This window comes from Paenibacillus sp. BIC5C1 (assembly GCF_032399705.1).
Lineage (GTDB): Bacteria > Bacillota > Bacilli > Paenibacillales > Paenibacillaceae > Paenibacillus > Paenibacillus taichungensis_A.
Genome location: NZ_CP135922.1, coordinates 2,553,843 through 2,576,454, shown reverse-complemented (window position 1 = coordinate 2,576,454; position 22,612 = coordinate 2,553,843). Strand labels below are relative to the sequence as shown.

General features: G+C 47.4%; 24 protein-coding genes. 3 read left to right on the top strand and 21 right to left on the bottom strand.

The annotated features are described in order from the left end of the window. Positions 1 to 2: 2 nt before the first annotated feature. The gene (locus RS891_RS11820) at positions 3 to 785 is read left to right on the top strand and encodes a DUF4097 family beta strand repeat-containing protein (protein ID WP_315795355.1); all 783 of its coding nucleotides are present in this window, start codon (positions 3 to 5) and stop codon (positions 783 to 785) included. Positions 786 to 810: 25 nt separating this feature from the next. Beyond that, the gene (locus RS891_RS11815; protein ID WP_167434745.1) at positions 811 to 984 is read left to right on the top strand and encodes a hypothetical protein; all 174 of its coding nucleotides are present in this window, start codon (positions 811 to 813) and stop codon (positions 982 to 984) included. A gap of 79 nt (positions 985 to 1,063) precedes the next feature. Here the strand turns inward: RS891_RS11815 and RS891_RS11810 are convergent, their stop codons facing one another. The 7 genes from RS891_RS11810 to RS891_RS11780 all read right to left on the bottom strand — a co-directional run bounded on the left by RS891_RS11810 (position 1,064) and on the right by RS891_RS11780 (position 8,007). Continuing rightward, entirely contained in the window at positions 1,064 to 1,693 is a 630-nt protein-coding gene (locus RS891_RS11810) for a YdcF family protein (RefSeq protein ID WP_315796286.1), read from the bottom strand. Continuing rightward, positions 1,693 to 2,244 (bottom strand): hypothetical protein, encoded by a 552-nt coding sequence (locus tag RS891_RS11805; protein ID WP_063566340.1) that lies wholly within the window; start codon positions 2,242 to 2,244, stop codon positions 1,693 to 1,695. Before RS891_RS11805 ends, RS891_RS11810 begins: the two co-directional genes overlap by 1 nt. Before the next feature lie 99 nt (positions 2,245 to 2,343). After that, entirely contained in the window at positions 2,344 to 3,054 is a 711-nt protein-coding gene (locus RS891_RS11800) for a hypothetical protein (RefSeq protein ID WP_315795354.1), read from the bottom strand. Continuing rightward, on the bottom strand, positions 3,051 to 4,094 hold the full coding sequence (locus tag RS891_RS11795) for an ATP-binding cassette domain-containing protein (RefSeq protein ID WP_315795353.1): 1,044 nt from the start codon (positions 4,092 to 4,094) through the stop codon (positions 3,051 to 3,053). Before RS891_RS11795 ends, RS891_RS11800 begins: the two co-directional genes overlap by 4 nt. 4 nt (positions 4,095 to 4,098) lie before the next feature. Further along, complete coding sequence (gene argS / locus RS891_RS11790; protein WP_315795352.1) at positions 4,099 to 5,838, bottom strand: arginine--tRNA ligase; 1,740 nt, start codon at positions 5,836 to 5,838, stop codon at positions 4,099 to 4,101. A 636-nt stretch (positions 5,839 to 6,474) separates the two neighbouring features. Further along, on the bottom strand, positions 6,475 to 6,810 hold the full coding sequence (locus RS891_RS11785; RefSeq protein WP_090896129.1) for a four-helix bundle copper-binding protein: 336 nt from the start codon (positions 6,808 to 6,810) through the stop codon (positions 6,475 to 6,477). A gap of 66 nt (positions 6,811 to 6,876) precedes the next feature. Then, positions 6,877 to 8,007 carry a CobW family GTP-binding protein gene (locus RS891_RS11780; RefSeq protein ID WP_315795351.1) on the bottom strand — a complete coding sequence of 377 codons (1,131 nt, stop codon included), beginning with the start codon at positions 8,005 to 8,007 and terminating at the stop codon, positions 6,877 to 6,879. Positions 8,008 to 8,173: 166 nt separating this feature from the next. Here RS891_RS11780 and RS891_RS11775 point away from each other — a divergent pair, with 166 nt between their 5' ends. Continuing rightward, positions 8,174 to 8,695, top strand: a complete 522-nt coding sequence (locus RS891_RS11775) for a MogA/MoaB family molybdenum cofactor biosynthesis protein (protein WP_315796285.1) — start codon at positions 8,174 to 8,176, stop codon at positions 8,693 to 8,695. Positions 8,696 to 8,735: 40 nt separating this feature from the next. Here RS891_RS11775 and RS891_RS11770 read toward each other — a convergent pair whose 3' ends face one another. The 14 genes from RS891_RS11770 to rny all read right to left on the bottom strand — a co-directional run bounded on the left by RS891_RS11770 (position 8,736) and on the right by rny (position 22,605). After that, on the bottom strand, positions 8,736 to 9,290 hold the full coding sequence (locus RS891_RS11770) for a hypothetical protein (protein ID WP_315795350.1): 555 nt from the start codon (positions 9,288 to 9,290) through the stop codon (positions 8,736 to 8,738). A 74-nt stretch (positions 9,291 to 9,364) separates the two neighbouring features. Continuing rightward, complete coding sequence (locus RS891_RS11765) at positions 9,365 to 10,384, bottom strand: acrylyl-CoA reductase family protein (RefSeq protein WP_315795349.1); 1,020 nt, start codon at positions 10,382 to 10,384, stop codon at positions 9,365 to 9,367. A 101-nt stretch (positions 10,385 to 10,485) separates the two neighbouring features. Then, positions 10,486 to 11,133 carry a hypothetical protein gene (locus RS891_RS11760; RefSeq protein ID WP_315795348.1) on the bottom strand — a complete coding sequence of 216 codons (648 nt, stop codon included), beginning with the start codon at positions 11,131 to 11,133 and terminating at the stop codon, positions 10,486 to 10,488. A gap of 309 nt (positions 11,134 to 11,442) precedes the next feature. Continuing rightward, a complete protein-coding gene (locus RS891_RS11755; RefSeq protein WP_063566350.1) occupies positions 11,443 to 12,897 on the bottom strand; it encodes a nicotinate phosphoribosyltransferase in 1,455 nt (484 codons plus the stop codon). Between the two features lie 201 nt (positions 12,898 to 13,098). Continuing rightward, positions 13,099 to 13,668, bottom strand: coding sequence for a cysteine hydrolase family protein (locus RS891_RS11750; RefSeq protein WP_315795347.1), 570 nt, complete (start codon positions 13,666 to 13,668; stop codon positions 13,099 to 13,101). A 64-nt stretch (positions 13,669 to 13,732) separates the two neighbouring features. Further along, positions 13,733 to 14,536, bottom strand: coding sequence for an NUDIX hydrolase (locus RS891_RS11745; protein WP_113052587.1), 804 nt, complete (start codon positions 14,534 to 14,536; stop codon positions 13,733 to 13,735). A 64-nt stretch (positions 14,537 to 14,600) separates the two neighbouring features. Next, positions 14,601 to 15,020 (bottom strand): PaaI family thioesterase, encoded by a 420-nt coding sequence (locus RS891_RS11740; RefSeq protein ID WP_315795346.1) that lies wholly within the window; start codon positions 15,018 to 15,020, stop codon positions 14,601 to 14,603. A 249-nt stretch (positions 15,021 to 15,269) separates the two neighbouring features. Beyond that, positions 15,270 to 15,734, bottom strand: coding sequence for a YlbF/YmcA family competence regulator (locus RS891_RS11735; protein WP_205525043.1), 465 nt, complete (start codon positions 15,732 to 15,734; stop codon positions 15,270 to 15,272). 264 nt (positions 15,735 to 15,998) lie between these two features. Beyond that, positions 15,999 to 17,555 (bottom strand): tRNA (N6-isopentenyl adenosine(37)-C2)-methylthiotransferase MiaB, encoded by a 1,557-nt coding sequence (miaB, locus tag RS891_RS11730; RefSeq protein WP_099853235.1) that lies wholly within the window; start codon positions 17,553 to 17,555, stop codon positions 15,999 to 16,001. Positions 17,556 to 17,863: 308 nt separating this feature from the next. Next, positions 17,864 to 18,436 (bottom strand): phosphate propanoyltransferase, encoded by a 573-nt coding sequence (gene pduL, locus RS891_RS11725; RefSeq protein ID WP_053783855.1) that lies wholly within the window; start codon positions 18,434 to 18,436, stop codon positions 17,864 to 17,866. Positions 18,437 to 18,649: 213 nt separating this feature from the next. Next, positions 18,650 to 19,636 carry a dipeptidase gene (locus RS891_RS11720; protein ID WP_315795345.1) on the bottom strand — a complete coding sequence of 329 codons (987 nt, stop codon included), beginning with the start codon at positions 19,634 to 19,636 and terminating at the stop codon, positions 18,650 to 18,652. Between the two features lie 92 nt (positions 19,637 to 19,728). Next, positions 19,729 to 19,989: a stage V sporulation protein S gene (locus RS891_RS11715; protein WP_019005392.1), complete on the bottom strand. Its 261-nt coding sequence runs from the start codon at positions 19,987 to 19,989 to the stop codon at positions 19,729 to 19,731. 117 nt (positions 19,990 to 20,106) lie between these two features. Then, on the bottom strand, positions 20,107 to 20,901 hold the full coding sequence (locus RS891_RS11710; protein WP_024630289.1) for a TIGR00282 family metallophosphoesterase: 795 nt from the start codon (positions 20,899 to 20,901) through the stop codon (positions 20,107 to 20,109). Positions 20,902 to 21,063: 162 nt separating this feature from the next. Beyond that, complete coding sequence (gene rny, locus RS891_RS11705; RefSeq protein WP_053783853.1) at positions 21,064 to 22,605, bottom strand: ribonuclease Y; 1,542 nt, start codon at positions 22,603 to 22,605, stop codon at positions 21,064 to 21,066. Positions 22,606 to 22,612: the final 7 nt, after the last annotated feature.

The following is a 22,612-nucleotide window of genomic DNA, read 5'->3' as shown; positions in this document are numbered from 1 at the left end:
TTTTGAAGCCTAATGGACATATGATTTGCAAAGAATGGTTGTCCGAAGAACCCCTTCTCGCCCTTTCTCTGGAATGGATGCAAGGCGAAGTGCATATTAGCCAGGGCACAGAAGCGGTTATCCGTGTTATTCAATGGGGCTCCGCTCGTTTTCCAACAACTAGATGTTTTGAAGCTAACGTCAGCCAAGGTTTATTACGTCTGATCGATGGACGAAAACAAGCTTTTCCGCTGGGCATTAACTTCCATCGCACATCGCTCCACATTATACTGCCGCCTGCGGTCTTGAAAAGGCTGTCGATCAACGGAGTTGGTTCCCACTTTCTTGTAGATAACGTTTCTTCGGAACAATGGGATTGTGACTGTACATCCGGCAAGCTCACCTTAACTGGCCATGCCCAGCATATCCGTCTACGATCAGTGGGCAGTCGGGTTACAGCAACAGACCTCCATGCAGAACATATGCAACTGCAAGCCACTTCTTCACCTGTTCAGTTATCCGGTCAGTTCACCCATATTCAATCCAAAGTGACAGGCAGCCCACTCACCATTCACTCCTCAACGATGCTTCAATCTCTGGATAGTCGCTCCACAGGTTGTAACGTTGAAGTGCGAATCCCAGCAGATAACGATGGATTTAAGTTAGACTTCAAACAGGCCGGAGGCCGATTCAACAGTGATTTCCCGCTTCAATCCAATCATAATCAACATACGTATCGTAACGGTACTTATCCATTTCAAGCAGAGGTCAGAGGTGGGAAGCTCTCCATAGGGAGCTTTTCTTAACATTCCATATAGAGGAGGTAAACATATGAGCATTGGCTGGATCGTTGGCAGCAGCTTGGCTACCGTGGTATTACTTGCGGGGATCATCAGTTTGTTCATCGGTATACGCAAAAGCAATCATCGGCGCTGGCCTTGGTGGTTCATCGGTTTTGGGGTAGCCGCACTGGTTAGTGCAGCGATTAATTATCCCGGAACTTAGAAACGCCTCATCACCATGTGCAAAAAAGACAATCGCGCAGACCAGTCACTTTCCGTGCTGCTGCGGATTGTCTATCCATCTATCCATCTATCCATTCTTTGACCGTATATCCCATATATAATATCGTTTCTCTTGCCAGAAAAGGAAATTGGCTTCGCCAGGTCTGGTAAGCCGTCGTTCGTGTTGGGGACGGAACAGCATCCATGCCGAGTCCACTAGCGAGCTTCATCGCCCGTTTCATGTGCAGCGGGTCACTTACAATGGTGTAGGTGTGAAACCCCGCCTGTTTCCCAACGCTAAGCGAGTTCACCAGATTCTCCTCCGTAATTCTTGACTCTGTTTCCATTTGAATATCTGCAGTATCTACACCATGTGCAACAGCATAATCTCGTCCTACTTCGGCTTCGGCTCGTTCTCCTGCACTGCCAGAACCACCAGTAAAGAGCAGATGGCTGATCGTCCCCTGGCGATATAATAAAATGGCATGCTCAATACGTTCGCGAAATACGGGTGAAGGGTTATCCCCTTCTACGGCTGCACCGAGGATTATAGCCACATCACTTTGTCTGGATGATTCCTCATCGGTGTAGGTCCAGATGAGCGAGGCGGTAGTTAACGTCCATATACCCCCAAGCAACACGAGCAATGTAATGGATATTACAAGCCAGCGTCTGCTTTTTATTTTACGTATCCGGGACTTGCCTTCCATCACAATGATTCATCCTCTTCCAGTGCCCGGGCGTGCATGCTCTCTGCATGCATACGTTCGAGTGTCTGCAACGCCGCCGCGGATTCAGCATCCAACCCCAGCTCTGCAATCCAGGCACCTGTGTACTGCTGAAGACTAATCTCCAGTTCCTGTGCACGGTCTTTGAAATCTTCCAGCTCCTTGATCATGCGTGATCGTCCTTCAGGACTGAATGTCTCATGAATACGTTCCTTAAAATAGTGATGTACAATGCTATTACGCTGCTTCCATAGTTCATTCAACTGACGAGTCTCTTCCTCTGAAAAAGTAAAATGATGACGTACCTCATGAATGAGTTGTCCGAGTGAACTGCTCATCTTCCGCTCGTACAGATCTTCCAGATCTTCTTCGGAAACAACTTTTCCCTGAGACATTTTCATTAATAAAATCAGATTGACCAGTTGCTGTTCAAGCGCCTGTCCATAATATACAGCCAATCCGTAATATGCAAACAATTCTCTGGAGTGTTCGCTGTCCAGCATGTCACCATGCTGCATGTCTGTCTTTTGCATAAGCGAGCCTCCTTTATCTCCGTACAATACTTTCCATCCAACGTCCCTCTATGGTAACGAAACATAGACCAACATTCAAGTTAAGCGGAATAATAGCATCTAACTCCGTAAATCCCTTCTTCCCGATAACCATATATGGATGATGAGTAGAACTATGGCATAAAGTATAGCCCACACTGTCATCAGCACAACAGCCCCCAATTTCAAATCTTCAAATAACATCATCTCACGAACCAGATAAAATGCCGGAGGCAGGATCTTGACAACCCCCTGTATGGATTCAGGCAAACGTCCGCTTAACGAACCTTGGACAAACGATAACAATATCACCACTATGAAAGGCGGCATGCTGCGGCTTAACATGGGAATGTACGATTTTTGGAAGAAAACACTGAGCCCCAGACCCAGGAGCGACAACGCCAAATGTCCGGACCAAGCCATGATCCACTCCCCAGCACTTGGTAGCCTTCCAAACATGCCCGTAACAACCGGATATAACACGGTAATAGCAGTCAGGCCAAACTGCATGATCAACGCACAGATTATTTGTGCAAGGACAACCTTGCGTTTGCTTCCTGCATGCAGCACAAGTAATTGATACTGCCCCGCAGGTTCCGTATTCATTACCGTCAAGCCCAGCCAAGCGGCACCAAAAAAGAGCAGCATGGCCGTAACACTGTAACTGTCCGCAACCGGATTAGGTTTGTAGGAATAGATAAGCAGCATCGTAATGATATAAAAGATCACCGGCGCAACATATTTCTGTGAACGTATGTAATGTTTTAACAAATAACGAGTCAAGTAGATCATTGGAGGTCGCCTCCTGCCCTAGATATGGAGGAAAGGTTTTCCGCTGCTTCCCTGCCCATAACCTCATTTGGGTGCCGCCCCTCCATCAATCCTTCCATATTTAATCGGCTCTCTTCCGGCTGCACAGACACGATGGAACCACCAGTAGCCAGTATCATTCCTATAATCCGATCTGCCGAACTGCGTGACACTTTCCAATCCCATACTTCTCGACCATAATCCTGACGAGCCATGCTGCGATGACATGTAATGATTTCCGGTTGTTCAACCAGCAGCGCATCGATAACGGATTGTTTCTGCCCTTCCATCACACTTTGAATACTCACAGCGGGCTCACCAGCTTGCTGCAAATCTTCCCGGCTCCAGCGACGCAGCACCGTTCCCTTCTGTAACACGATGACCTGATCTGCGAGACGATCAATCAGCAATAGCTCATGGCAAGCTGTTACGATCTGGCTTCCTTCCTGTTTCCACTGTCTGAGCAGAGTTACAATTGCTTCCTGCGCCGGAACGTCCAGACCGGACAATGGTTCATCAAGCAGCAATAACCCATCAGGGCCAGGTAGCATAGCCTGAATCAAGTTCACTTTCTGCAAAGTACCTTTGGACAACTGTGGCAGATTCTGATCCAGCGCCGTGCCCACGAATAAAAGTTCACTTAATTCGCCTATCCGTTGACGCAATATTTCAGGGCGCATGCCACGAATACGTCCCATTTCCCACAAGTACTCTCTTGAGGTGAAGGGCAGGCGTGCCAATCCATCCAGTGCATACATAATCCGCCCATGGCTTGGCTTGTGCAGGGAGCCTGAGTCAGGCAGTAACATGCTCGCCAGCACACGCAGCAACGTGCTTTTGCCTGAGCCATTCCTGCCCACCAGGACGATGCACTCCCCCTGGCCTACTTCCAGATTGATATCATTCAATACCTGAACATCCCCAAGTCGTTTGCTCACCTGTTGTAGCGATATGATTCGTCCGTTTGAGCCTGCTGCTGCTTTTACTGCTTTATCGAATAATCTACTTGTCCTCCATCCCATAGAATCACATCCGTTCAGGAGCTTGGACGCCAAGTAAATATAGGCTGTAGGCAAGACGCTCCGCCGTACGCTCTGTTAACGCCACCCGGAATGGTTTGATATCAGCCGGCGCATCCGCAATCCGTTCCGCATGGTAGAAGCGGTTGAACGCTTGGGCAACATCTATCGCATACTTGGCAATGACCGAGGGCTCGTTGCGATGAATTGCTTTTTCCAGATACTGCGGATAATCCGCCAGCAGTTTCAGCAATGCCCATGAAGTGTCACCGACCATGACCGACTTGTTCTCTGAGTTTGCCGCAGCATTGTTGCTACTACTGCTACGAACATCCTCTAATTGATTTTTATTTTCCACACGCCCCGCCTCTGTTGCCTTCGCAAGCACACTGTTAATCCGGGCATGTGTGTATTGCACATAAGGTCCTGTCTCCCCTTCAAAGCTCACCGCATCTTCGAGCGAGAAATCGACATCGTTCAACCGATTATTGCGCAGATCACCGAATACAATCGCACCTACACCAACCGCTTCCGCAACCTCCTGCGGATTCGGCAGATTTGGATTTTTCTCCTGAATAATCTGTAATGCCCGAGCAACTGCCTCGTCGAGTACCTCCTGTAAAAAGACAACTTTTCCCCGGCGGGTAGACATCTTCCGTCCTTCGAAACGCATCAAACCAAACGGAATATGTTCGCAAATCTCAGACCATGCATACCCCATCCGTGATAATACCGCAAATACCTGACGGAAATGAAGCTTCTGCTCACCCCCGACTACATACAGCATTTTATCCGCCTTCATCACATCATGACGATAAACGGCTGTTGCCAAATCCCGCGTTGGATAGATGGTTGTTCCATCGGTTTTGATAATCAGGCAAGGTGGCATATTCTCATCCTCCAAACGTACCACCAATGCGCCTTCGCTCTCTTCAAGCAATCCTTTGGATTTCAGTTCTTCAACAACCGCACCCATCTTGTCATTGTAAAAGCTCTCACCCAGCGTATGGTCAAACTGTACATTCAGACGCTCATACATCCGGTTGAATTCTTTCATGCTCACTTCTACGAAAAAGGTCCATAACCGCTGTGCTTCTTCATCCCCTTGCTCCAGCTTGCGGAACCAATCTCGTGCCTCGATCTCCAGTGAGGGATCATTCTCCGCCTCATCGTGAAACCTCACATACAGCTCCAATGATGTACGAATCGGCTCAGCTTGTAAGGCTTCATCATTGCCCCAACGTTTGTAGGCTGCAATCTGTTTGCCGAACTGCGTTCCCCAATCCCCCAGGTGATTCACACTGACCGAAGTATAGCCTGCCTCGTTATATAACCGATACAACGCTGCCCCAATCACGGTGGAGCGCAGATGACCGATTCCAAATGGCTTGGCAATGTTAGGCGACGACATGTCGATCACAACGCGTGCACCTGCCCCCTGTTGCAGCTTGCCAAATGTTTTATGTCCCAGTTCTTGCAGCAGCTTCGGCGCCAGATCTTCCCGATTGAAACGTATGTTTACATAGGGTCCTGCTGGAGAAGCATCCAGCCCAACTGTCTGTAATTGAGCTGCGATATCCGTAGCAATAACAGCGGGTGCTTTTTTCAACGACTTGGCCAGAATAAAGCAAGGAAACGCGGCATCTCCCATCTCCGGCTGTGGTGGAACCTCCAGTAATCTCAACACCTCGTCTTGCTTCATTCCCGTTAAGGGAGCAATATGTGCTGCTGCCTGATTCATCAACATGTTGAACACTCCTAGTCATTATCGTATTTAGCCATGCAATAGAAAACAAAAAAGCCCTCGTCTCTATATCAGAGACGAGAGCTGATCTTCACAGTTCCCGCGGTACCACTCTTGGTGAGCAGGTTGTAAATGCACATCATAGTACATTCACAGCCTGCTCCGCTCGGTGCGATTAACGGCCGCCTGCCGGATTGCCCTCTAGCCCATGCTTTACACCCTCTCACGGATGTAAACATTACTTCGGACAACCATCTCACGGGTGCGCTTCACTCTGGTCATGTCATACCGGCTTCCACCTGCCCCGGCTCGCTGTCATGCATGGATTCTGGCTACTCTCCCGATCACGGATATTCATCGTTTCAATTCATTGCCATCATTATACAGATCAAGCTCTGCTTTGGCAACCTGTTACATGCATTTCCCAATGTAGTACCAGCTGTGGATAGAAATTTTCACCTTCGGATGGTGAGGAACAGGAACGTTACTATGTTGAATCCATAAAAAATCCCCTCCAGTAGACAACGTTGTAATCCATCTTATCGGATGTCTTATCATTGTCTTCTGTGAGGGGATTAGCCTGGCATCGTGAATATTGCCAGGGCTTTTTATTTTCAATTCAGTTCAATGGAGTTATATTTACGCTACTGCGGCCATCAGGCGGCAAGCCTCTGCACATTTACGGCAAGCTTCTGCGCAAGCCTGGCAGTGATCATGTTGATGTTTGCCACACTCAGCAGCACAAGCTTCACATGCTTTCACACACAGTTCGCAAATTTCGGCGATGAAATCACTTCCGCGTGTCATGGCTTGAGCAGCAAAACTGCAGATTTCTGCACATTCACGATCCAAACGAATGCAATCACGCAGCATCGCCAGATCATATTCTTTCAGACTCGATATGTAACATACGTTGCAAGCATTCATACACTCCAGGCAAGCATCGATACATTGTTGATATTGTTGTTGTGTCATTAAAGTTACCTCCCAGACTAAGTTTGCTATGCTACTTAATACCCCGTCTGGAGGAACCTTGAATCATTAAACCTGATTTGCCGCCTCTAATTCCAGCAATTGGTTGCGAATAATCGACTGATCGAAATGCTCACCTATAAACACAGCGACGTTAGGCACATCTCCCTGAGGCGTAATCTTCATATAATCAGATTCCCGATAAGCATATTGGAACCAGAACCGGCTGGACGTATCGCTAAAGGATAAAATCCCTTTTGCCCGGTACACATCGCGTGGTAACTCAGCTATCAAACGCTCAAAAGCCTCACTGTTCACCGGCTGGGTGAAATAGTGCGTATATACCATGACATGTTCATGCGAAGCATGGGGGTTGGCATGATTATGACTATGGTTGTGGTCATGAGGATGTTCATGCCCATTCCCCTGAGAATTTTGATGTACTTCGTGATCATGATCCACTTGTTCATGATTGTGGCTGCATCCATGCACTGCGCAAGCCTCGGAATGCACGTGATGTTCCTTCTCCACGTTTTTACTCGTTTCCTCAATAGATTGATAGGCATGCACATTCTCTCCGCTACGAAGCAACACATCCATATCGACTTCACACTTCACCGTAGGCAGTACCGGAGCGAAACCGTTCCAGCGTGCCAACAGGTCCCGCAGATCTGCCAACTGCTGCTCGTTTACCCGGTCCGTTTTGTTCAGGAGAAGTACAGACGCACAGCGAATCTGCTCCTGCATCAGCTTGAAGGTTTGTCCCTTCTGCTCCTGGTACAGCCCTGACAGATGCGCGGCATCTACTACAGTAATCAGGCTTTTCAGTTCCAGTCGCATATAGAGGGATGTTTCCGTTACTGCATCCAGAATCTCCATCGGGTTTGCTGCTCCCGTTGCTTCAATGATAATGACATCAGGTGACTCCTCCTGCACAAGATCCGCAAGTTGCAGCCCTAAGTCACCGCGTACAGTACAGCAGATGCATCCTCCCAACATTTCCGTCATGGGCACGGAAGCATCAACAATTTGACCATCCAGATTCACTTCACCCAATTCATTCATCACAACGGCGGGCCGGAGACCTTGCTGCTGCCAATGTTCAATCAGTTGAACAAGAAGCGTCGTTTTGCCACTGCCCAAGAAGCCTGACAATATATATACAGGTATGGATGATTCATTTGTTTTTAATTCACTCATCGTTGTTCACCTCTCTATTTGTCCAATTGAACTAATCTATCTCTATCCTAGCGAGTGTACACTATCCTGCAATCTTTGCGCAATCCTGGCCTTCTATTGGCATGTCCATTGCCTCATTCTACTGAATGGTCTATGCTATGAGAACATGTTGATTGGAGGAGGATGTATTATGACCAATTCAGTGGAAGAACATCGTCAGGAAGCCCCTGACACAGTATCCTGTATGATTGTAACCGTATCAGATACCCGCACCAAGGACACCGATGCAAGCGGACAACTTATGCATAAACTGCTGACTGATTCGGGCTACCAGATCATTGAATATATCATTACACCGGATGAAACTGAAACCATTCGAAGCATCCTGCAGGATGCCGCCGTTCGTGACGATATCGAAGTCGTGCTGCTCAGCGGTGGGACCGGAATTGCCCCCCGAGATACAACATACGAGGCAGTGTCTTCGCTACTCGATAAGGAGCTGCCAGGGTTTGGAGAAATCTTCCGCTTCCTCAGTTATACCGAGGATATTGGTTCTGCCGCCATTCTTAGCCGGGCAGTAGCCGGAACGATTGGGCGTACAGCCGTGTTCTCCATGCCAGGCTCAAAGGGAGCTGTCAAGCTGGCAATGGAAAAACTCATTTTGCCTGAACTGAGGCATGTCATGCGTGAAATATATAAACCCGTCTGAATAATCAGACGGGTTTTCCGATTTATTTTAGTGGAGTCGATTACTTCAGTTGCTCAAGCACATGCTGGAATATCTGCATGACGTCTTCTTCATAATCGTCCTTCTCTCCACCTGAAGCCGTATAGACCAGTGAAACGTAGTCTTTGCTGCGAATTGTTGTTTTGCCAAGCGCATTTTCCATCACAGCCTCATCGCCGCCATTACCGTACATTTCGTTCATCCGGGCTACTCTTGTAAGAGCATCGCTGAAAATGTGGACCTTTATAATATGTCTGCCACTTCCATTCAGCAGGTACATATAAGAGATTCCGTCCTCACCATCATCCGCAGACATATTATTCATCAACTTTATGCCTTTTGCAACAAAAGCTTCATCCAGCTCCTGAATTAATGGACCATTTAACCCGTGACCTTGACTCTTTGCTCTAACATTTCCTTCATCCGTCGCTTGTCGGGTATATATTTTCCGTTCCTGCTCAACATTCGATGCTGAACACGCTACTACTGATATTGTACACAGCACCACGACAATACTGACCAAGACAGACCTCACACGTCCAGATCTATGTTGCAATCCTTTTCCGTTAACACGCATACTCATCCTTCCTTTCCCGCCACATGCACGGTGACGCTCTCAGGTAGAGTTAGCATGTCTAGGAGAAAAGAATCTTATTCGGCAGGTGTATCCGACATCGTATTAACTACAGTACGACCTACAGCACCGCCCTTGAGAATCGTTTCCAGTGTCTGAGGCAGTTGTGCCCATGAGATTTCCTGAATCCCCAGCTCCAGTGCCCGATCCGGCTTCCATTCTCCGCCAAGCAGCTTCCATATCCGTTCCCGCCGTTCCATCGGGCAATAGACTGAATCAATCCCAATCAATTGAATCCCCCTCAAAATAAACGGAAATACGGTAGACTCGAACGCAGCTCCTCCGGTTAAGCCTGATACGGCGACAGCGCCTCCGTATTGAATTTGTTTCAGACGCTCGGCTAGTGCCGGACCTGCTGCCGGATCAATAACACCTGCCCAGAGCTGTTTGCCCATTGCCCCTTTGGCTGGCGCATCCGCTTCTTCGCGTGAAATGACATGTGCGGCACCCAGATTCCGAAGCAGCTGTTCCTGTTCATCTTTTTTGCCTGTACTTGCTGTCACTTCAAATCCCAGCTTCGCCAGAATAGCCACCGCCATACTGCCTACTCCTCCGGTAGCTCCTGTCACCAGAATATTACCCATTTCCGGGGTCACTCCAGTTCGCAACAAAGCATCCACCGAAAGTGCAGCAGTGAACCCTGCCGTTCCAATCGCCATCGCTTCCTTCTCACTGAGTCCATGCGGCAGGGGAACAAGCCATTCGCTGCGCAAACGCGCATATTGACTATATCCTCCAAAATGAGACACGCCTGGCTCGAAACCTGTGCTGATCACCCGATCCCCCGGTGCAAACCGGCCGCTCACGGATTCCTCTACAATGCCTGCAAGATCTATACCAGGTACGATCGGATATTCGCGAACCACACCACCCTTTTCTGTTGTGGCGAGTCCATCTTTAAAATTGACGCTTGAGTATTGAACCTGTAAGGTTACATCACCATTAGGCAAGTCCTCTTTCGTCAGCTGCTCCATAGCAGCCTTCACGCCGCCCTGTTCTTCTTTACGTACGACATAAGCAGGAAAAGTATTTTTCATTCGTTATCCTCTCCTCGATAATAAATTTACATATTTTTCTATTCACATCATAAATTATTCGCTTTTGGATTAAACAAGTATAAGGGTAGCATCCGGCGAACTCAATCTCTCCGGCTTGTCATTAAATAAACGAGCGGACCTATCAATGGGATTGCCCCTGCAATGGCCCATATGTGAGAACGACGATTGTCAGAAGCATCTCTGAACAATGCGATCACGGAAAGCAACGTCAGGATGACAAAATCAATTGTCATAATATGTACAAAGGAAGAAGCCCTGAACGCTTCCATGTATACATCAGAATTGCCTTGAGTCACTGCATAGAAGCCTGTGCCCAATGTAAGCAGCAAAAGAATTACATGGGTCAGCTTATGCGCTGCTACACGTCCTATACCCGATTCACGCTGATTGCCAAAAGAGAGTTGTTCGTACCCCGAACCTCTGTGTGTTTGTGAGGACCACGCAAAATAAGGCAACAGCGCAAAGGCTCCCAATCCAAAAGACAGCAACACAAAAGGCCAAGCTGGTACACGAATTCCTCTCTTTTCCACTGATTTCCTTAACAGTAGGCAAGCAAAGATGGCCGGGTAAATCCCAAGCCACGAAAATACGGTTAGTAGCCAGGGTTCCTTGCTTTGCAGTGTAACCAGTTCTTTAAACACAGGGTCACTCTCAAGAGGCTGCCCAGGTGCCCAAACACAGGCATACGCAATGAAGGCCAGCCAGGTCAGTGACAAAATCCATCTCATGGTTGCACCTCCTCTTTCATTCATCCCCGGCTAATGCTCAGTTGAAACAGCCACAGAAATGGATCATGTCGAAAGGGAAGCTCGGAAAGATGCAGCATTTGACGTCTCCTGCGCTTTCCCGAGAAATAATTGCTTCATTTTCCTTGTGAACCTGCTTCCTTTGAAGGTACAGTATACCGCAGTTCATGGACTGTCCGTCCATGATGTTTCACACACAGTCTTTCGTCATGCGGGATAATTAGCAGCAAAATGGAAACCAAAAAGGCATAACCCGGCCTACTTGCTTCCGGTTATGCCCCTTTATTTGATTTATTCTTCAGTGGATTGCACGTGTTCAGCAATGAGCTTCTGCTTCATATTCCAGGCCGCAGGGCTGATATTTACGCGGTAAATCTCAGGGTTGAGTTTACGCAGATATTCTGGCCAGAAGAGATCCATCTGCTCGCGGTGATAACTGCGAATCTCATCCAGGGTAGGCAGTTCATACACTTTGCGCCCATTCACAAAGATCGGTTCCAGCATGTTCACTGCTTCGTAGCGGGTTACCGTCTTTTTCAAATAGGGGTGTAGCGGGTTGAACAGCTTGAGCGGCCCGCCCTGTAGCGGTTGCTCTTCTCCTGGATAGCAGATATAATCTGCAATCGCCTTGCCATGTTTGGGATCAATGATCCGGAAAACTTCTTTTTTACCTGGCGTGGAGACTTTTTCGGGATTGGCTGAAATTTTGATCGTAGGCAGCATGGCACCATCCACTTCGCGCTCCACCAATTTGTACACGCCACCCAAAGAAGGTTGGTCTGAAGCGGTAATCAGCTGTGTACCTACTCCCCATGTATCGATGCGAGCTCCTTGCGCCTTAAGGTTGAAAATCGTATTTTCATCCAGGTCGTTGGAAGCTACAATCTTCACGTAATCCAGTCCGGCGTCGTCCAGCATCTGCCGAGCTTGAATGGATAGATACGCAAGGTCCCCGCTGTCCAAACGAATGGCGTTCATCTTTTTGCCTTGGCTCTCTAGCTTCTTGGCGGTCTTGATTGCATGAGGAACACCACTGTTCAATGTATCAAACGTATCCACCAGAAGTGTCACTTGATCTGGCAACACTTTGGCATAGACGTCAAACGCCTCCTGCTCACTCATAAAACTCTGCACCCATGAATGGGCATGTGTCCCTGCTGTCGGAATTCCGAAGCGCTCGCCAGCCAGCATATTGGAAGTTGCATGGAATCCTGCCACATACGAGGCACGCGCCCCCCAAATGGCCGCATCGGCTTCCTGTGCACGCCGTGTTCCGAATTCGAGCAGAGTGTCCTGACTTGCCACCTGTTTGATCCGGGAAGCCTTGGTTGCAATTAACGTCTGATAATTCATGAAGTTAAGTATCGCCGTCTCCACCAGTTGTGTCTCCATAATGGAGCCTTCTACCCGAATGAGCGGTTCATCAGGGAAAACGAGCGCGCCTTCCTTCATGGAATGAATTGTCCCCTGAAATGAAAACTGGAGCAATTCTTCCAGAAAGACCGGATCGTAATTTTCCTCTTGTTTGGATAAATATTTGATGTCCTCCATCGTAAACCGAAGCTGGCTGATATAATTCACAATGCGTTCCAAGCCGGCAAAAACAGCATATCCGTTGCCAAAAGGAAGCTTGCGGAAATAGGCTTCAAACACCGCTTTCCGTTTGTGAGTTCCATTCACCCAGTGGGCGTACATCATATTGATTTGATATTTATCCGTATGTAAAGCCAGGCTAGTCGTCTGCATTTGTCTCATCCTCTCTGACTTCCGCTTGTGCCGGCAGGCTCTGCCTGCTTACACGGGTCAACATGTGGAGACTTATTGCGCATGATTCATGATTATGGTTACGTACCATTGCATAAGTCTCCGATTTATTCCTATTCACCATATTCCCCTGCATCGTAACACTTGTTCAACAGGGTATAATGGATATAATCACAGGTTCGTTTATAGGTTCAAGCCTGCAAGAACGGTATCGCTCGCTTTGACCACCTGTGCCCCAAGGCTTGCACGAAAATGTCCAAGCGCCCAATCATGTCCTGCTTGATTGAAGCTCGCTACGGCATCTTCAAATATCGTTATGTGAAAACCTTTATTATAAGCATCCACTGCGGTGTGCAGTACGCAAATATCTGTACATACACCGATCAGTGCAATGTCTGTTATTCCACGTTCACGCAGCCGCAGCTCCAGATCTGTACCGCAGAATGCGCTGTATCTTGTTTTATCCATCCAGCGAATCTGGGATTCCCGTTCTTCCATTACCTGAGCCAGACTTCCGTAAAGTTGTCTTCCCTCCGTACCCCTGATGTTATGGGGCGGAAAAAGAGCCGTTTCCGGATGGTAAGGATCATTCTCTTCATGCAAATCGACAGCCATAACAACCTCATGCTTGTTATTGCAATAAGCCTCCGTTATCGCTGCAATCGTCTCCTCAATCTCTAGAGCAGGCTTGCCTACAGGCAATGAACCCGTCACAAAATCACATGTATAATCGATTACAATCAGTGCTTTCATCGTCCACACTCCCTTTTTGAGAATAGGTTGATCCTGATTCAATCCATCATGATTCGCTTGCGAATTAAGTATAGATGGAAAGACGAGGTACAAGCTCGGTAAAACGGTATAGCTGCGCTGGACGCTGTGAATATTGATTGGAGCTTAGCAGGTTGCCCTCTTCATCCCGAACCTCTTCCACAATGCCTTTGCGGCTGCGAGTTGAAGTGATCTTCCGAATGAAATTCGGTTCTTCAAAGTCAGGTACAACACTCTGAATCACTTGGTATAACTCGCTTAGTGTAAAATCACGAGGCAGGAACTGTCGTGCAATCGTCGTTTCCAGCATTTGCTGTTGAATACGCCGGTATGCATCTTCTATAATCGTCCGATGATCAAAGGCAAGCTCAAGCTCTTGCAATGCTTCCTGAATCGTAAATAATCCAACATCCTGAGCATCATCTGCCGCCTGACGGTGTTCCAGCATCCATTCCTCTACCAGTGCAAAAAACGCATGTGAGATAATCCATCCTCTGGGGTCACGCCCAGGCTGACTATATACATTCAAATACTCCAGATGTCCGCCGTCCACACCTGTCTCTTCCATCAACTCGCGCTTTGCAGCACCATAGATGGATTCATTTTCCTGACAAAATCCACCTGGCAACGCCCATCTTCCCGCAAAAGGCCATCCTTTGCGTTTGATCAGCATGACCTTCAACTCCCGGATGGGGAGTGTCTTGGTTACCGTCTTACGCTCCCGCTTGGTCAAGGTGAACATGACGATATCCGCGGGAACGCCATCAGGTGTACGATATTTCTTGGAACTATAGGCACGTGCTGCCTGTTCATCGCTTTCAGTATTGAATTGTTCGTAGTTTTCGCTCATGGGCACCACCGACTATTCTCATTTTGATATTTTCATTATGACATAATAATATCTTTTGTCAACCTTACGATTCCGTGTCTTGCGATTTTACTCGCGCTATACGAAATGTAGCTGTTGCCATACACCCCAACGTGCCAGATGCATCCCGGACCTCAGATTGTGCCGTCACACTACGCCCCGCTTGATGCAGGATCGTTGATGTCACGATTAATTCCCCTTGTTTCATGGGTGCCAAGAAATGAACATTCAGATTGGTTGTCACACAACTGTCTACTGCCATTGCGGCTGTAGCTACCATGCCCATCGCCTGATCCATCAGGGACGTCAGCACACCACCATGAATAATCCCCATGGAGTTAGTGTGGTGTTCGCCCGCTGTCAGCGCGATCTGTACTTTTTCTCCGTCACCTTTAATAAACCGACAACCGAGAAAACCCCAAAACCTTCCGTTTCCTTCTGCAACCATTTTGTCCAAAATACCCATATTGATTTCCCCTTTAGTGCACTTTAAGTATAAAGCCCATGATGTATGTTGTTGTTGATGATTTTACCAGCATTGGTTCTTTTCGTAGTTGATCTAAAGTGCTTCGTTATTATATTAAGCCTGCTCTTACGGAACAGGTCTTATCCAGTGAAGTTGTCTTGATCAAGCCACCACACAAAATAACCCCACCACGTGGAGTCTGAGATGATCAAAAAAGGCGCGGACTGCGTCCGCACCCTTCCGTTTCACTTAACCGCAGCTGGTCGGAGGTGAATCCGTACCTGCCTCCACGTTCACTTTCTCGGAGACAGTATCCCGGATTACTGAAATAACAAGCTGAAGCAAATAATTGATATCGCTTTGACTTTGCTGGAATTCCGTAACGAGTGGAATGCCGTCCAACTCTGCCTGCAGATCCTCAATTTCCTGTTCAATTTTGCTGACCATGTCTGCATTTTTGAAGCTTTCAAAAGCAACGATTTCCTTTTGTTTCTTCTTAATCGTTGCAATCAATTGCTGGATGCGTTCATGATCACGAATTTTGGACTCAGCCTGTTGGAACTGTTTAACTTCTTCGCTCGTTCCAAGCATATCAGCCAATTCTTTGGCTTTTCCCATAATGTCGTCGCGTATGACCAGATTGCGCGTATCGTAGGTAGGCATTCCATAATGGTTGTACTGCACTTCTTCCTGCGCCACTCGAAATCGCTCCATTCTATGAGATGATATAAGATGAAACGGAAAATTAATATTAGAGATGGAAGAATGACTGCTGCACGGCCGCTACGGCTACGGATCGTTCTTTCGATCGCTGTTGTCCCCAAATTTTTTCCTAATAAAATGATTAAAGGTTAAAATTTGGGGACAAAGGCGAACGCTACGCTTCTACAGAATCGATTCCGTTTCCTTCGCCACTTTCGCTGTAATTCCAAAATTCTAATATCTAAAAATCCGATTCCATCTTATTAGGGTTGTGTATTACTGATTGGCGGCTACTGGCTCTGAGAGTAGATTGCCCCGAATATAGAAAGTCATTGGATCGGTGATTTCCACATGTACAAAAGTACCGATCAATTCTTTAGGTCCTTCAAAATGCACCAACTTGTTGCTGCGTGTGCGTCCTGCCAGAACATTGGAATTCCGTTTGCTCTCACCTTCGACCAACACCTCAACAACCTTGCCGCGCTGCTTCTCATTGCTGCTATGGCTGTATGCGTTGATCGTCTCGTTCAAGCGTTTCAAACGTTCCTTCTTCACGTCCATCGGCACGTTATCCTCCATCACCGCAGCAGGTGTACCTTCGCGCGGAGAGTAGATGAATGTGTAAGCAAAGTCGTAGCCAACTTCCTTGACTAGTGACAGCGTATCTTCAAACTGCTCTTCCGTCTCCCCCGGGAAACCAACGATAATATCAGTGGTTAACACGACATCTGGAATTGCAGTTTTAATTTTGTCAGCAAGCTTCAGGTAGTGTTCCCGACTGTACTTGCGGCTCATACGTTTCAGGACTTCCGTGCTGCCAGACTGCACAGGCAGATGGATATGTTCCACCAGGTTTCCGCCCTTCGCAAGCACCTCAATCAGATGATCATCGAAGTCACGTGGATGACTGGTTGTAAACCGAACCCGTGGAATATCGATTTTGCGGATATCATCCATCAGGTCACCGAAGCTGTACTTCAGATCCGTAAAGTCCTTGCCATAAGCATTGACGTTCTGGCCGAGCAGCGTGATTTCCTTAAAACCTTGTCTTGCCAGTTCGCGAACTTCGGCAATGACATCTTCCGGACGTCGGCTGCGCTCTTTTCCCCGCGTAAACGGGACGATGCAATATGTACAGAACTTGTCGCAACCATACATAATGTTAACCCAGCCGCGCATGCCCTCACGTTTTTTCGGTAGGTTCTCAATAATGTCGCCTTCCTTGGACCATACCTCAACAACCATTTCTTTACTGAACAGCGCTTCTTGAATCAGATGTGGCAGCCGATGCACATTGTGTGTACCAAAAATCATATCCACAAAGCCATGCTTTTGCATGATTCGGTTCACGACGCCTTCTTCCTGCGACATACAACCACACACACCCAGCAATAAGCCAGGACGTTCGGTTTTCAGGGTTTTCAGATGGCCCAGCTCACCAAACACTTTATCTTCCGCATTTTCCCGAATCGCACATGTATTTAACAGAATGATATCTGCCTCTTTACGATCCTCGGTAGCCTGATACCCCATTGATTCAAGCAACCCTTTGATGGTCTCCGAATCATGCTCGTTCATCTGGCATCCATACGTATATACGATATAGTGTTTGCCTTTCCCCACGTTTTTCAGTTCATCGGGTACGGCCGTTTCGTAAAGCACCTGGACGTCTTCCTTGCCCCGTTGTTTCTCCTGACGATGATTAGGTTCCGACTTGATGTTAATCTCCCGGCCCCGGATTCTTATCTTTTTGCTGAATTCATCTTGCGAAATTACTTTGGCATCGGAGAAATCAAAATATTGGGAGTAATCCTTTTTTGAGTCTTTAGCCATTTCCTTCGGTCACTCCTTACAGCCTCTATTAATAAAAAATCGTTATTTCATCTTGTTTCACGTGATTTGCACGTTTTATACATCAAAAGAGCATTACAGCAAATTATAACATGAATTGGGCTGTAGTTCCACATCCAAAGCCGCTGCCCTTTCGCCTATCCCAAAATCTGTGCAGGTCTGCTGAAGAGCCCGAAAACACACAAAAACCTGAGCTATCCTCAGGTCGAATGTAGCGACGCTGCGGTTATGCTCAGGTTTATACGTTCATTCAAACCGCTAGAACACGGCTGAAGATTTGTTTCATGTGATTAGTCGATGATTTCAGCAGTATCGCCGTTACGAGCGCCCGCTGCATTAGCTTCATCCGTATCAATATGCATGTCCAGTGCAAAGGAATCCGATACACGAGCCAGTACATTTTCCAGCACCAGACCACGATCTCCACCCAAACGAACTTTCAGCAATTGTTTGTCCTCAATACCCCATTTAGCGGCATCAGAAGTATGGAAGTGGATGTGACGAGCAGCAACAATAACACCTTTATCGATTGTAACTTCGCCAGCAGGTCCTTTAATCGTGATACCAGGAGTACCTTCAATGCTTCCGGATTCGCGTACAGGTGCCTTAACACCAATAGCAAAAGAGTCTGTCATCGAGATTTCCAGTTGCGTTTCCGGACGAACAGGTCCAAGGATACGCACTTTATCAAACTGTCCTTTTGAACCAATAACCGCTACTGTTTCGTTAGCAGCATATTGTCCTGGTTGGGACAGAGGTTTAAACTCAGTCAATTCGTAACCTTTACCAAACAAAATTTCAACGTGCTCTTGAGATACATGAATGTGACGGGCAGATACGCCCACAGGTACTGTTTTGCTCATTGTGAATTTCACTCCTTGTTTATCTATGGCCTGTAACCAGGCTCTTAACAATCCTATGGTATTATACCCCTTTTTGAAGTGAAATGAAAACGAACTGCTGAAAATTCATGAAATACACTTATTTTGCAATCATTAATCCCCTACATTTGGTAAATTCGTCTGAACATGTACGACTTTTGCTTTCAGTTCGTTTTATTCAGGTGGCCAACAGTATCATAATTTCTCATGTTCCATCTTCAATTTTTTCGACGGCATGTTAACTTCTAAATAACTCATCGCATTGCCCCACATCCAACCGCGTACAAGTGATTCATCGTAGTGCTTGAGCAACGTATTTATCAGCTTCGGATAATGCCCGGTATGTTCAAGGTCATGAATATACGTAGCAATTCCGTCAAAATCAGACCCCATCATCAGGTGATGCTCCCCACCCAGAGAACATATCCGCTCAATATGAGGCAAAAGATCTTCAATACATACTTCGCCTTCCTGCTTCACAAACCACGGCACAAACGTCAGTCCGATACGTCCTTCTCGAGCAATAATGGCCCGAATCTGATCATCCTTCAAATTACGCACATGCGGGCAGATGGCATAACTGTTGGAATGCGAAGCTATAAAAGGACGTTCACTAAGGTCAGCAAGTTCCCAGAAGCCTTTCTCAGTGAGATGCGAAACATCCAGCAACATGCCGATTTGGTTACACAGTTGAACCAGCTCCCTGCCCTTCTCCGTTAGTCCAGCCCCACGTTTCTCCAATACACCATCAGCTGCCCAATTGGCATAGTTCCAGGTAAGCCCAACGATCCGCACACCCATTTGATAACATAACTCCAGATAAAAGAGATTGCCCTCCATTCCATCGACACCCTCAAGTGTAAGCAGTCCCCATGGTTTGTCCGTCTGCCCGATCTGCGTAAGTTGTTCTCGCCATAATAATGTATGTGTGCCTTCAGATCGTTCTTTGGTTATCTCCACTCGCTTGCGGTAAATGTCCAATTGGCCCATCACATGTTCAAACTTGCCTCTGCCAAGCACTTCGGGCAAATAGATTGCAAAGGCTTGTAAACCAATGTTGCCTTCTCTCATACGTTCCAGATTCACATCCAGCTGTGAAGCATTTTCAAATGAATGGGTAGGGTTCATCAGCATTTTACTTAATGCATCACAATGAAAATCGGCTACTCGCCAGTTGTGCATGACAATCTCTCCTTCTACACGGTTATGGTATGGAATAAAACGCAAAAAAACCTGTCTACTTCGTAAACAGGTTCAATGCATAAACGCATGTATTATCTGGGCTCCACAATCAGCTTAATGGCCGTTCGGTCCTCGCCGTCAATCACAATGTCTGTAAAAGCTGGAATACAAATCAAGTCAACTCCGCTTGGTGCTACAAATCCCCGGGCTATCGCTACCGCTTTAATGGCTTGGTTCAGTGCTCCCGCTCCAATTGCCTGCAGTTCAGCATTTCCACGTTCACGAAGAACACCTGCAAGAGCGCCGGCTACGGAATTGGGATTGGACTTTGCTGAAACTTTTAATACTTCCATGGTAAGTACCTCCCTGGGAATGTTGAATGTTTGTTTCCACTTACTAGATGTTATTCGCGGGAGGCAAAAAAATTCCTTCTTTTTAGACGGGTTTCCCTGCAAAATGGGACAATACCCCTATTCCATGCGCCACTCGTCCTCCATCAGACGAATTTTCTCAATACGTGTTGCAGCGCCTGTGGCTTCATCAATCTCCACAAATACACCGTGGAAATGCCATTTGCCATCATCAACAACAAACCGTACCGGAAGCTGAGTGTAGAATTTGCGAAGCACCGCTTCACGCTCCATGCCCAAAATGCCGTCACGCGGCCCTACCATACCCGCATCGGTTAAATAAGCTGTTCCTCCAGGCAAAATTCGATCATCGTTGCTCTGCACATGTGTATGTGTACCTACGACCAGCGACGCACGTCCATCCAAATGCCAGCCCATGGCAATCTTCTCAGACGTTGCTTCAGCATGCATATCGACCAGAATGCATTTATGGTCTTGACGCAGTTCATCCACAATCTCATCGGCAACCCGGAATGGGCAATCCAGAGCAGGCAGGAACGTCCGCCCTTGCAGGTTGACAATCGCCAGCTCCTTACCTTCTCCTTTGACTACCGTGTACCCGCGCCCTGGTGTTCCTGGAGGAAAGTTCGCAGGACGAATCATACGTGGTTCATCATCTATAAAATCAAATATATCCTTATTGTCCCAGGTATGGTTACCAAGGGTGATGCCATGCACACCCCAGTTAAAAAATTCATTCGCAATTGCCCCGGTGATTCCCCGGCCTGCCGCTGCATTTTCCCCATTTACAATGACCACATGTGGCTTATACTTCGTTTTGAGGTAGGGGAGGTTTTCCTTCAGTGCCTTACGCCCCACATTGCCCACAATATCACCAATAAACAAAACTTTCATTTTACTGCCTCCTTAATCCCTACCAAGCGCAGCCTTCTTCAAAGCATCCGAAACTTCGCAGGACCTCTATCTCTTGCTCATTATTTTTATTAAAAAAATGCCTTTTAACAGGCTATCAACAGGAAAAGTGGCCCACTACTGCGGCCACTTTTCCGTAATGCTCTATTTTGCGTATTCAACCGCACGGGTTTCCCGGATAACGGTGACCTTGATGTGACCCGGATAATCGAGTTCGTTCTCGATCATCTTCGTGATGTCACGCGCGAGGCGGAAGGCTTCAGCATCGTCGATTTTCTCAGGCTGTACCATAACGCGAACTTCGCGTCCGGCCTGGATGGCATACGATTTCTCGACACCTTCGAACGATTCCGAAATCTCTTCCAGCTTCTCCAGTCGTTTGATATACGTTTCCAGCGTTTCGCGGCGTGCGCCTGGTCTTGCTGCGGAGAGCGCATCTGCTGCACCAACCAACATGGCAATAACCGAAGTCGCTTCGCAATCCCCGTGATGGGACGCGATACTGTTGATTACAACCGGATGTTCTTTGTATTTCTTCGCTAGTTCCACGCCGATTTCGACGTGTGATCCTTCCACTTCGTGATCCAGCGCTTTACCAATGTCATGCAATAGACCTGCACGTCTTGCTAGGGTTACGTCTTCTCCGAGTTCGCCAGCCATCAACCCAGCCAGATAAGCGACTTCCATCGAATGTTTCAAGACGTTTTGACCGTAGCTTGTACGGAACTTCAACCGGCCCAGAATTTTAATCAAGTCCGGATGCAGACCATGCACGCCCACTTCAAAGGTAGCTTGCTCACCGTATTCACGGATACGCTCATCCACTTCTTTGCGGGATTTCTCCACCATCTCTTCAATCCGTGCCGGGTGAATACGTCCATCAGCCACCAGTTTTTCGAGGGCAGTACGGGCGATTTCACGGCGAATCGGGTCAAAGCCCGACAGAATAACAGCTTCTGGCGTATCATCGATAATGAGGTCAATCCCTGTAAGGGTTTCAAGCGCACGGATGTTACGTCCTTCACGACCGATAATCCGGCCTTTCATTTCTTCATTTGGCAAAGTAACAACGGATACCGTTGTTTCCGCCACGTGATCAGCCGCACAGCGTTGGATGGCGAGTGTAATAATCTCGCGGGACTTTTTGTCCGCTTCTTCCTTCGCTTGCTGTTCAATGTCCTTGATCATTTGAGCCGTCTCATGACGAACTTCCTGTTCTACGTTGGACAGTATGATACTGCGTGCGTCTTCCATGGTGAGGTTGGATATGCGCTCCAGCTCCGTCACCTGGTTTTTGTAGATCATCTCGATCTGCTGCTGTGTCTCATCAATTCGTTTCTCTTTGTTAGCCACTTGCTCTTCTTTACGTTCGAGTGATTCCAATTTTTTATCCAGCGACTCTTCTTTTTGCAACAATCGTCTTTCTTGTCGTTGAATTTCGTTCCGACGTTCACGAGTGTCTTTTTCAGCTTCGGCGCGAATGCGATGAATTTCATCTTTCGCTTCCAGCACCGTTTCTTTCTTCAGTGCTTCTGCCTCTTTCTTCGCGTTCTCCACGATTTGTACGGCAGCTTCTTCCGCACTGGAGATCTTAGCTTCTGCAAGAGATTTGCGAATAAAATATCCTACTCCGAACCCAATGAATAGCGCGGCTGCAACGAGAGCGATCGTGATTGCAGGATTCATACTGTTC

What these genes read in the sequence shown, in the direction of transcription:
- RS891_RS11815 (WP_167434745.1), top strand. Translation starts at nt 811, where the DNA reads ATGAGCATTGGCTGGATCGTTGGCAGCAGCTTGGCTACCGTGGTATTA.
- RS891_RS11810 (WP_315796286.1), bottom strand. Translation starts at nt 1,693, where the DNA reads ATGGAAGGCAAGTCCCGGATACGTAAAATAAAAAGCAGACGCTGGCTT.
- RS891_RS11805 (WP_063566340.1), bottom strand. Translation starts at nt 2,244, where the DNA reads ATGCAAAAGACAGACATGCAGCATGGTGACATGCTGGACAGCGAACAC.
- RS891_RS11800 (WP_315795354.1), bottom strand. Translation starts at nt 3,054, where the DNA reads ATGATCTACTTGACTCGTTATTTGTTAAAACATTACATACGTTCACAG.
- RS891_RS11795 (WP_315795353.1), bottom strand. Translation starts at nt 4,094, where the DNA reads ATGGGATGGAGGACAAGTAGATTATTCGATAAAGCAGTAAAAGCAGCA.
- argS (WP_315795352.1), bottom strand. Translation starts at nt 5,838, where the DNA reads ATGTTGATGAATCAGGCAGCAGCACATATTGCTCCCTTAACGGGAATG.
- RS891_RS11785 (WP_090896129.1), bottom strand. Translation starts at nt 6,810, where the DNA reads ATGACACAACAACAATATCAACAATGTATCGATGCTTGCCTGGAGTGT.
- RS891_RS11780 (WP_315795351.1), bottom strand. Translation starts at nt 8,007, where the DNA reads ATGAGTGAATTAAAAACAAATGAATCATCCATACCTGTATATATATTG.
- RS891_RS11770 (WP_315795350.1), bottom strand. Translation starts at nt 9,290, where the DNA reads ATGCGTGTTAACGGAAAAGGATTGCAACATAGATCTGGACGTGTGAGG.
- RS891_RS11765 (WP_315795349.1), bottom strand. Translation starts at nt 10,384, where the DNA reads ATGAAAAATACTTTTCCTGCTTATGTCGTACGTAAAGAAGAACAGGGC.
- RS891_RS11760 (WP_315795348.1), bottom strand. Translation starts at nt 11,133, where the DNA reads ATGAGATGGATTTTGTCACTGACCTGGCTGGCCTTCATTGCGTATGCC.
- RS891_RS11755 (WP_063566350.1), bottom strand. Translation starts at nt 12,897, where the DNA reads ATGCAGACGACTAGCCTGGCTTTACATACGGATAAATATCAAATCAAT.
- RS891_RS11750 (WP_315795347.1), bottom strand. Translation starts at nt 13,668, where the DNA reads ATGAAAGCACTGATTGTAATCGATTATACATGTGATTTTGTGACGGGT.
- RS891_RS11745 (WP_113052587.1), bottom strand. Translation starts at nt 14,536, where the DNA reads ATGAGCGAAAACTACGAACAATTCAATACTGAAAGCGATGAACAGGCA.
- RS891_RS11740 (WP_315795346.1), bottom strand. Translation starts at nt 15,020, where the DNA reads ATGGGTATTTTGGACAAAATGGTTGCAGAAGGAAACGGAAGGTTTTGG.
- RS891_RS11735 (WP_205525043.1), bottom strand. Translation starts at nt 15,734, where the DNA reads ATGGAGCGATTTCGAGTGGCGCAGGAAGAAGTGCAGTACAACCATTAT.
- miaB (WP_099853235.1), bottom strand. Translation starts at nt 17,555, where the DNA reads ATGGCTAAAGACTCAAAAAAGGATTACTCCCAATATTTTGATTTCTCC.
- pduL (WP_053783855.1), bottom strand. Translation starts at nt 18,436, where the DNA reads ATGAGCAAAACAGTACCTGTGGGCGTATCTGCCCGTCACATTCATGTA.
- RS891_RS11720 (WP_315795345.1), bottom strand. Translation starts at nt 19,636, where the DNA reads ATGCACAACTGGCGAGTAGCCGATTTTCATTGTGATGCATTAAGTAAA.
- RS891_RS11715 (WP_019005392.1), bottom strand. Translation starts at nt 19,989, where the DNA reads ATGGAAGTATTAAAAGTTTCAGCAAAGTCCAATCCCAATTCCGTAGCC.
- RS891_RS11710 (WP_024630289.1), bottom strand. Translation starts at nt 20,901, where the DNA reads ATGAAAGTTTTGTTTATTGGTGATATTGTGGGCAATGTGGGGCGTAAG.
- rny (WP_053783853.1), bottom strand. Translation starts at nt 22,605, where the DNA reads ATGAATCCTGCAATCACGATCGCTCTCGTTGCAGCCGCGCTATTCATT.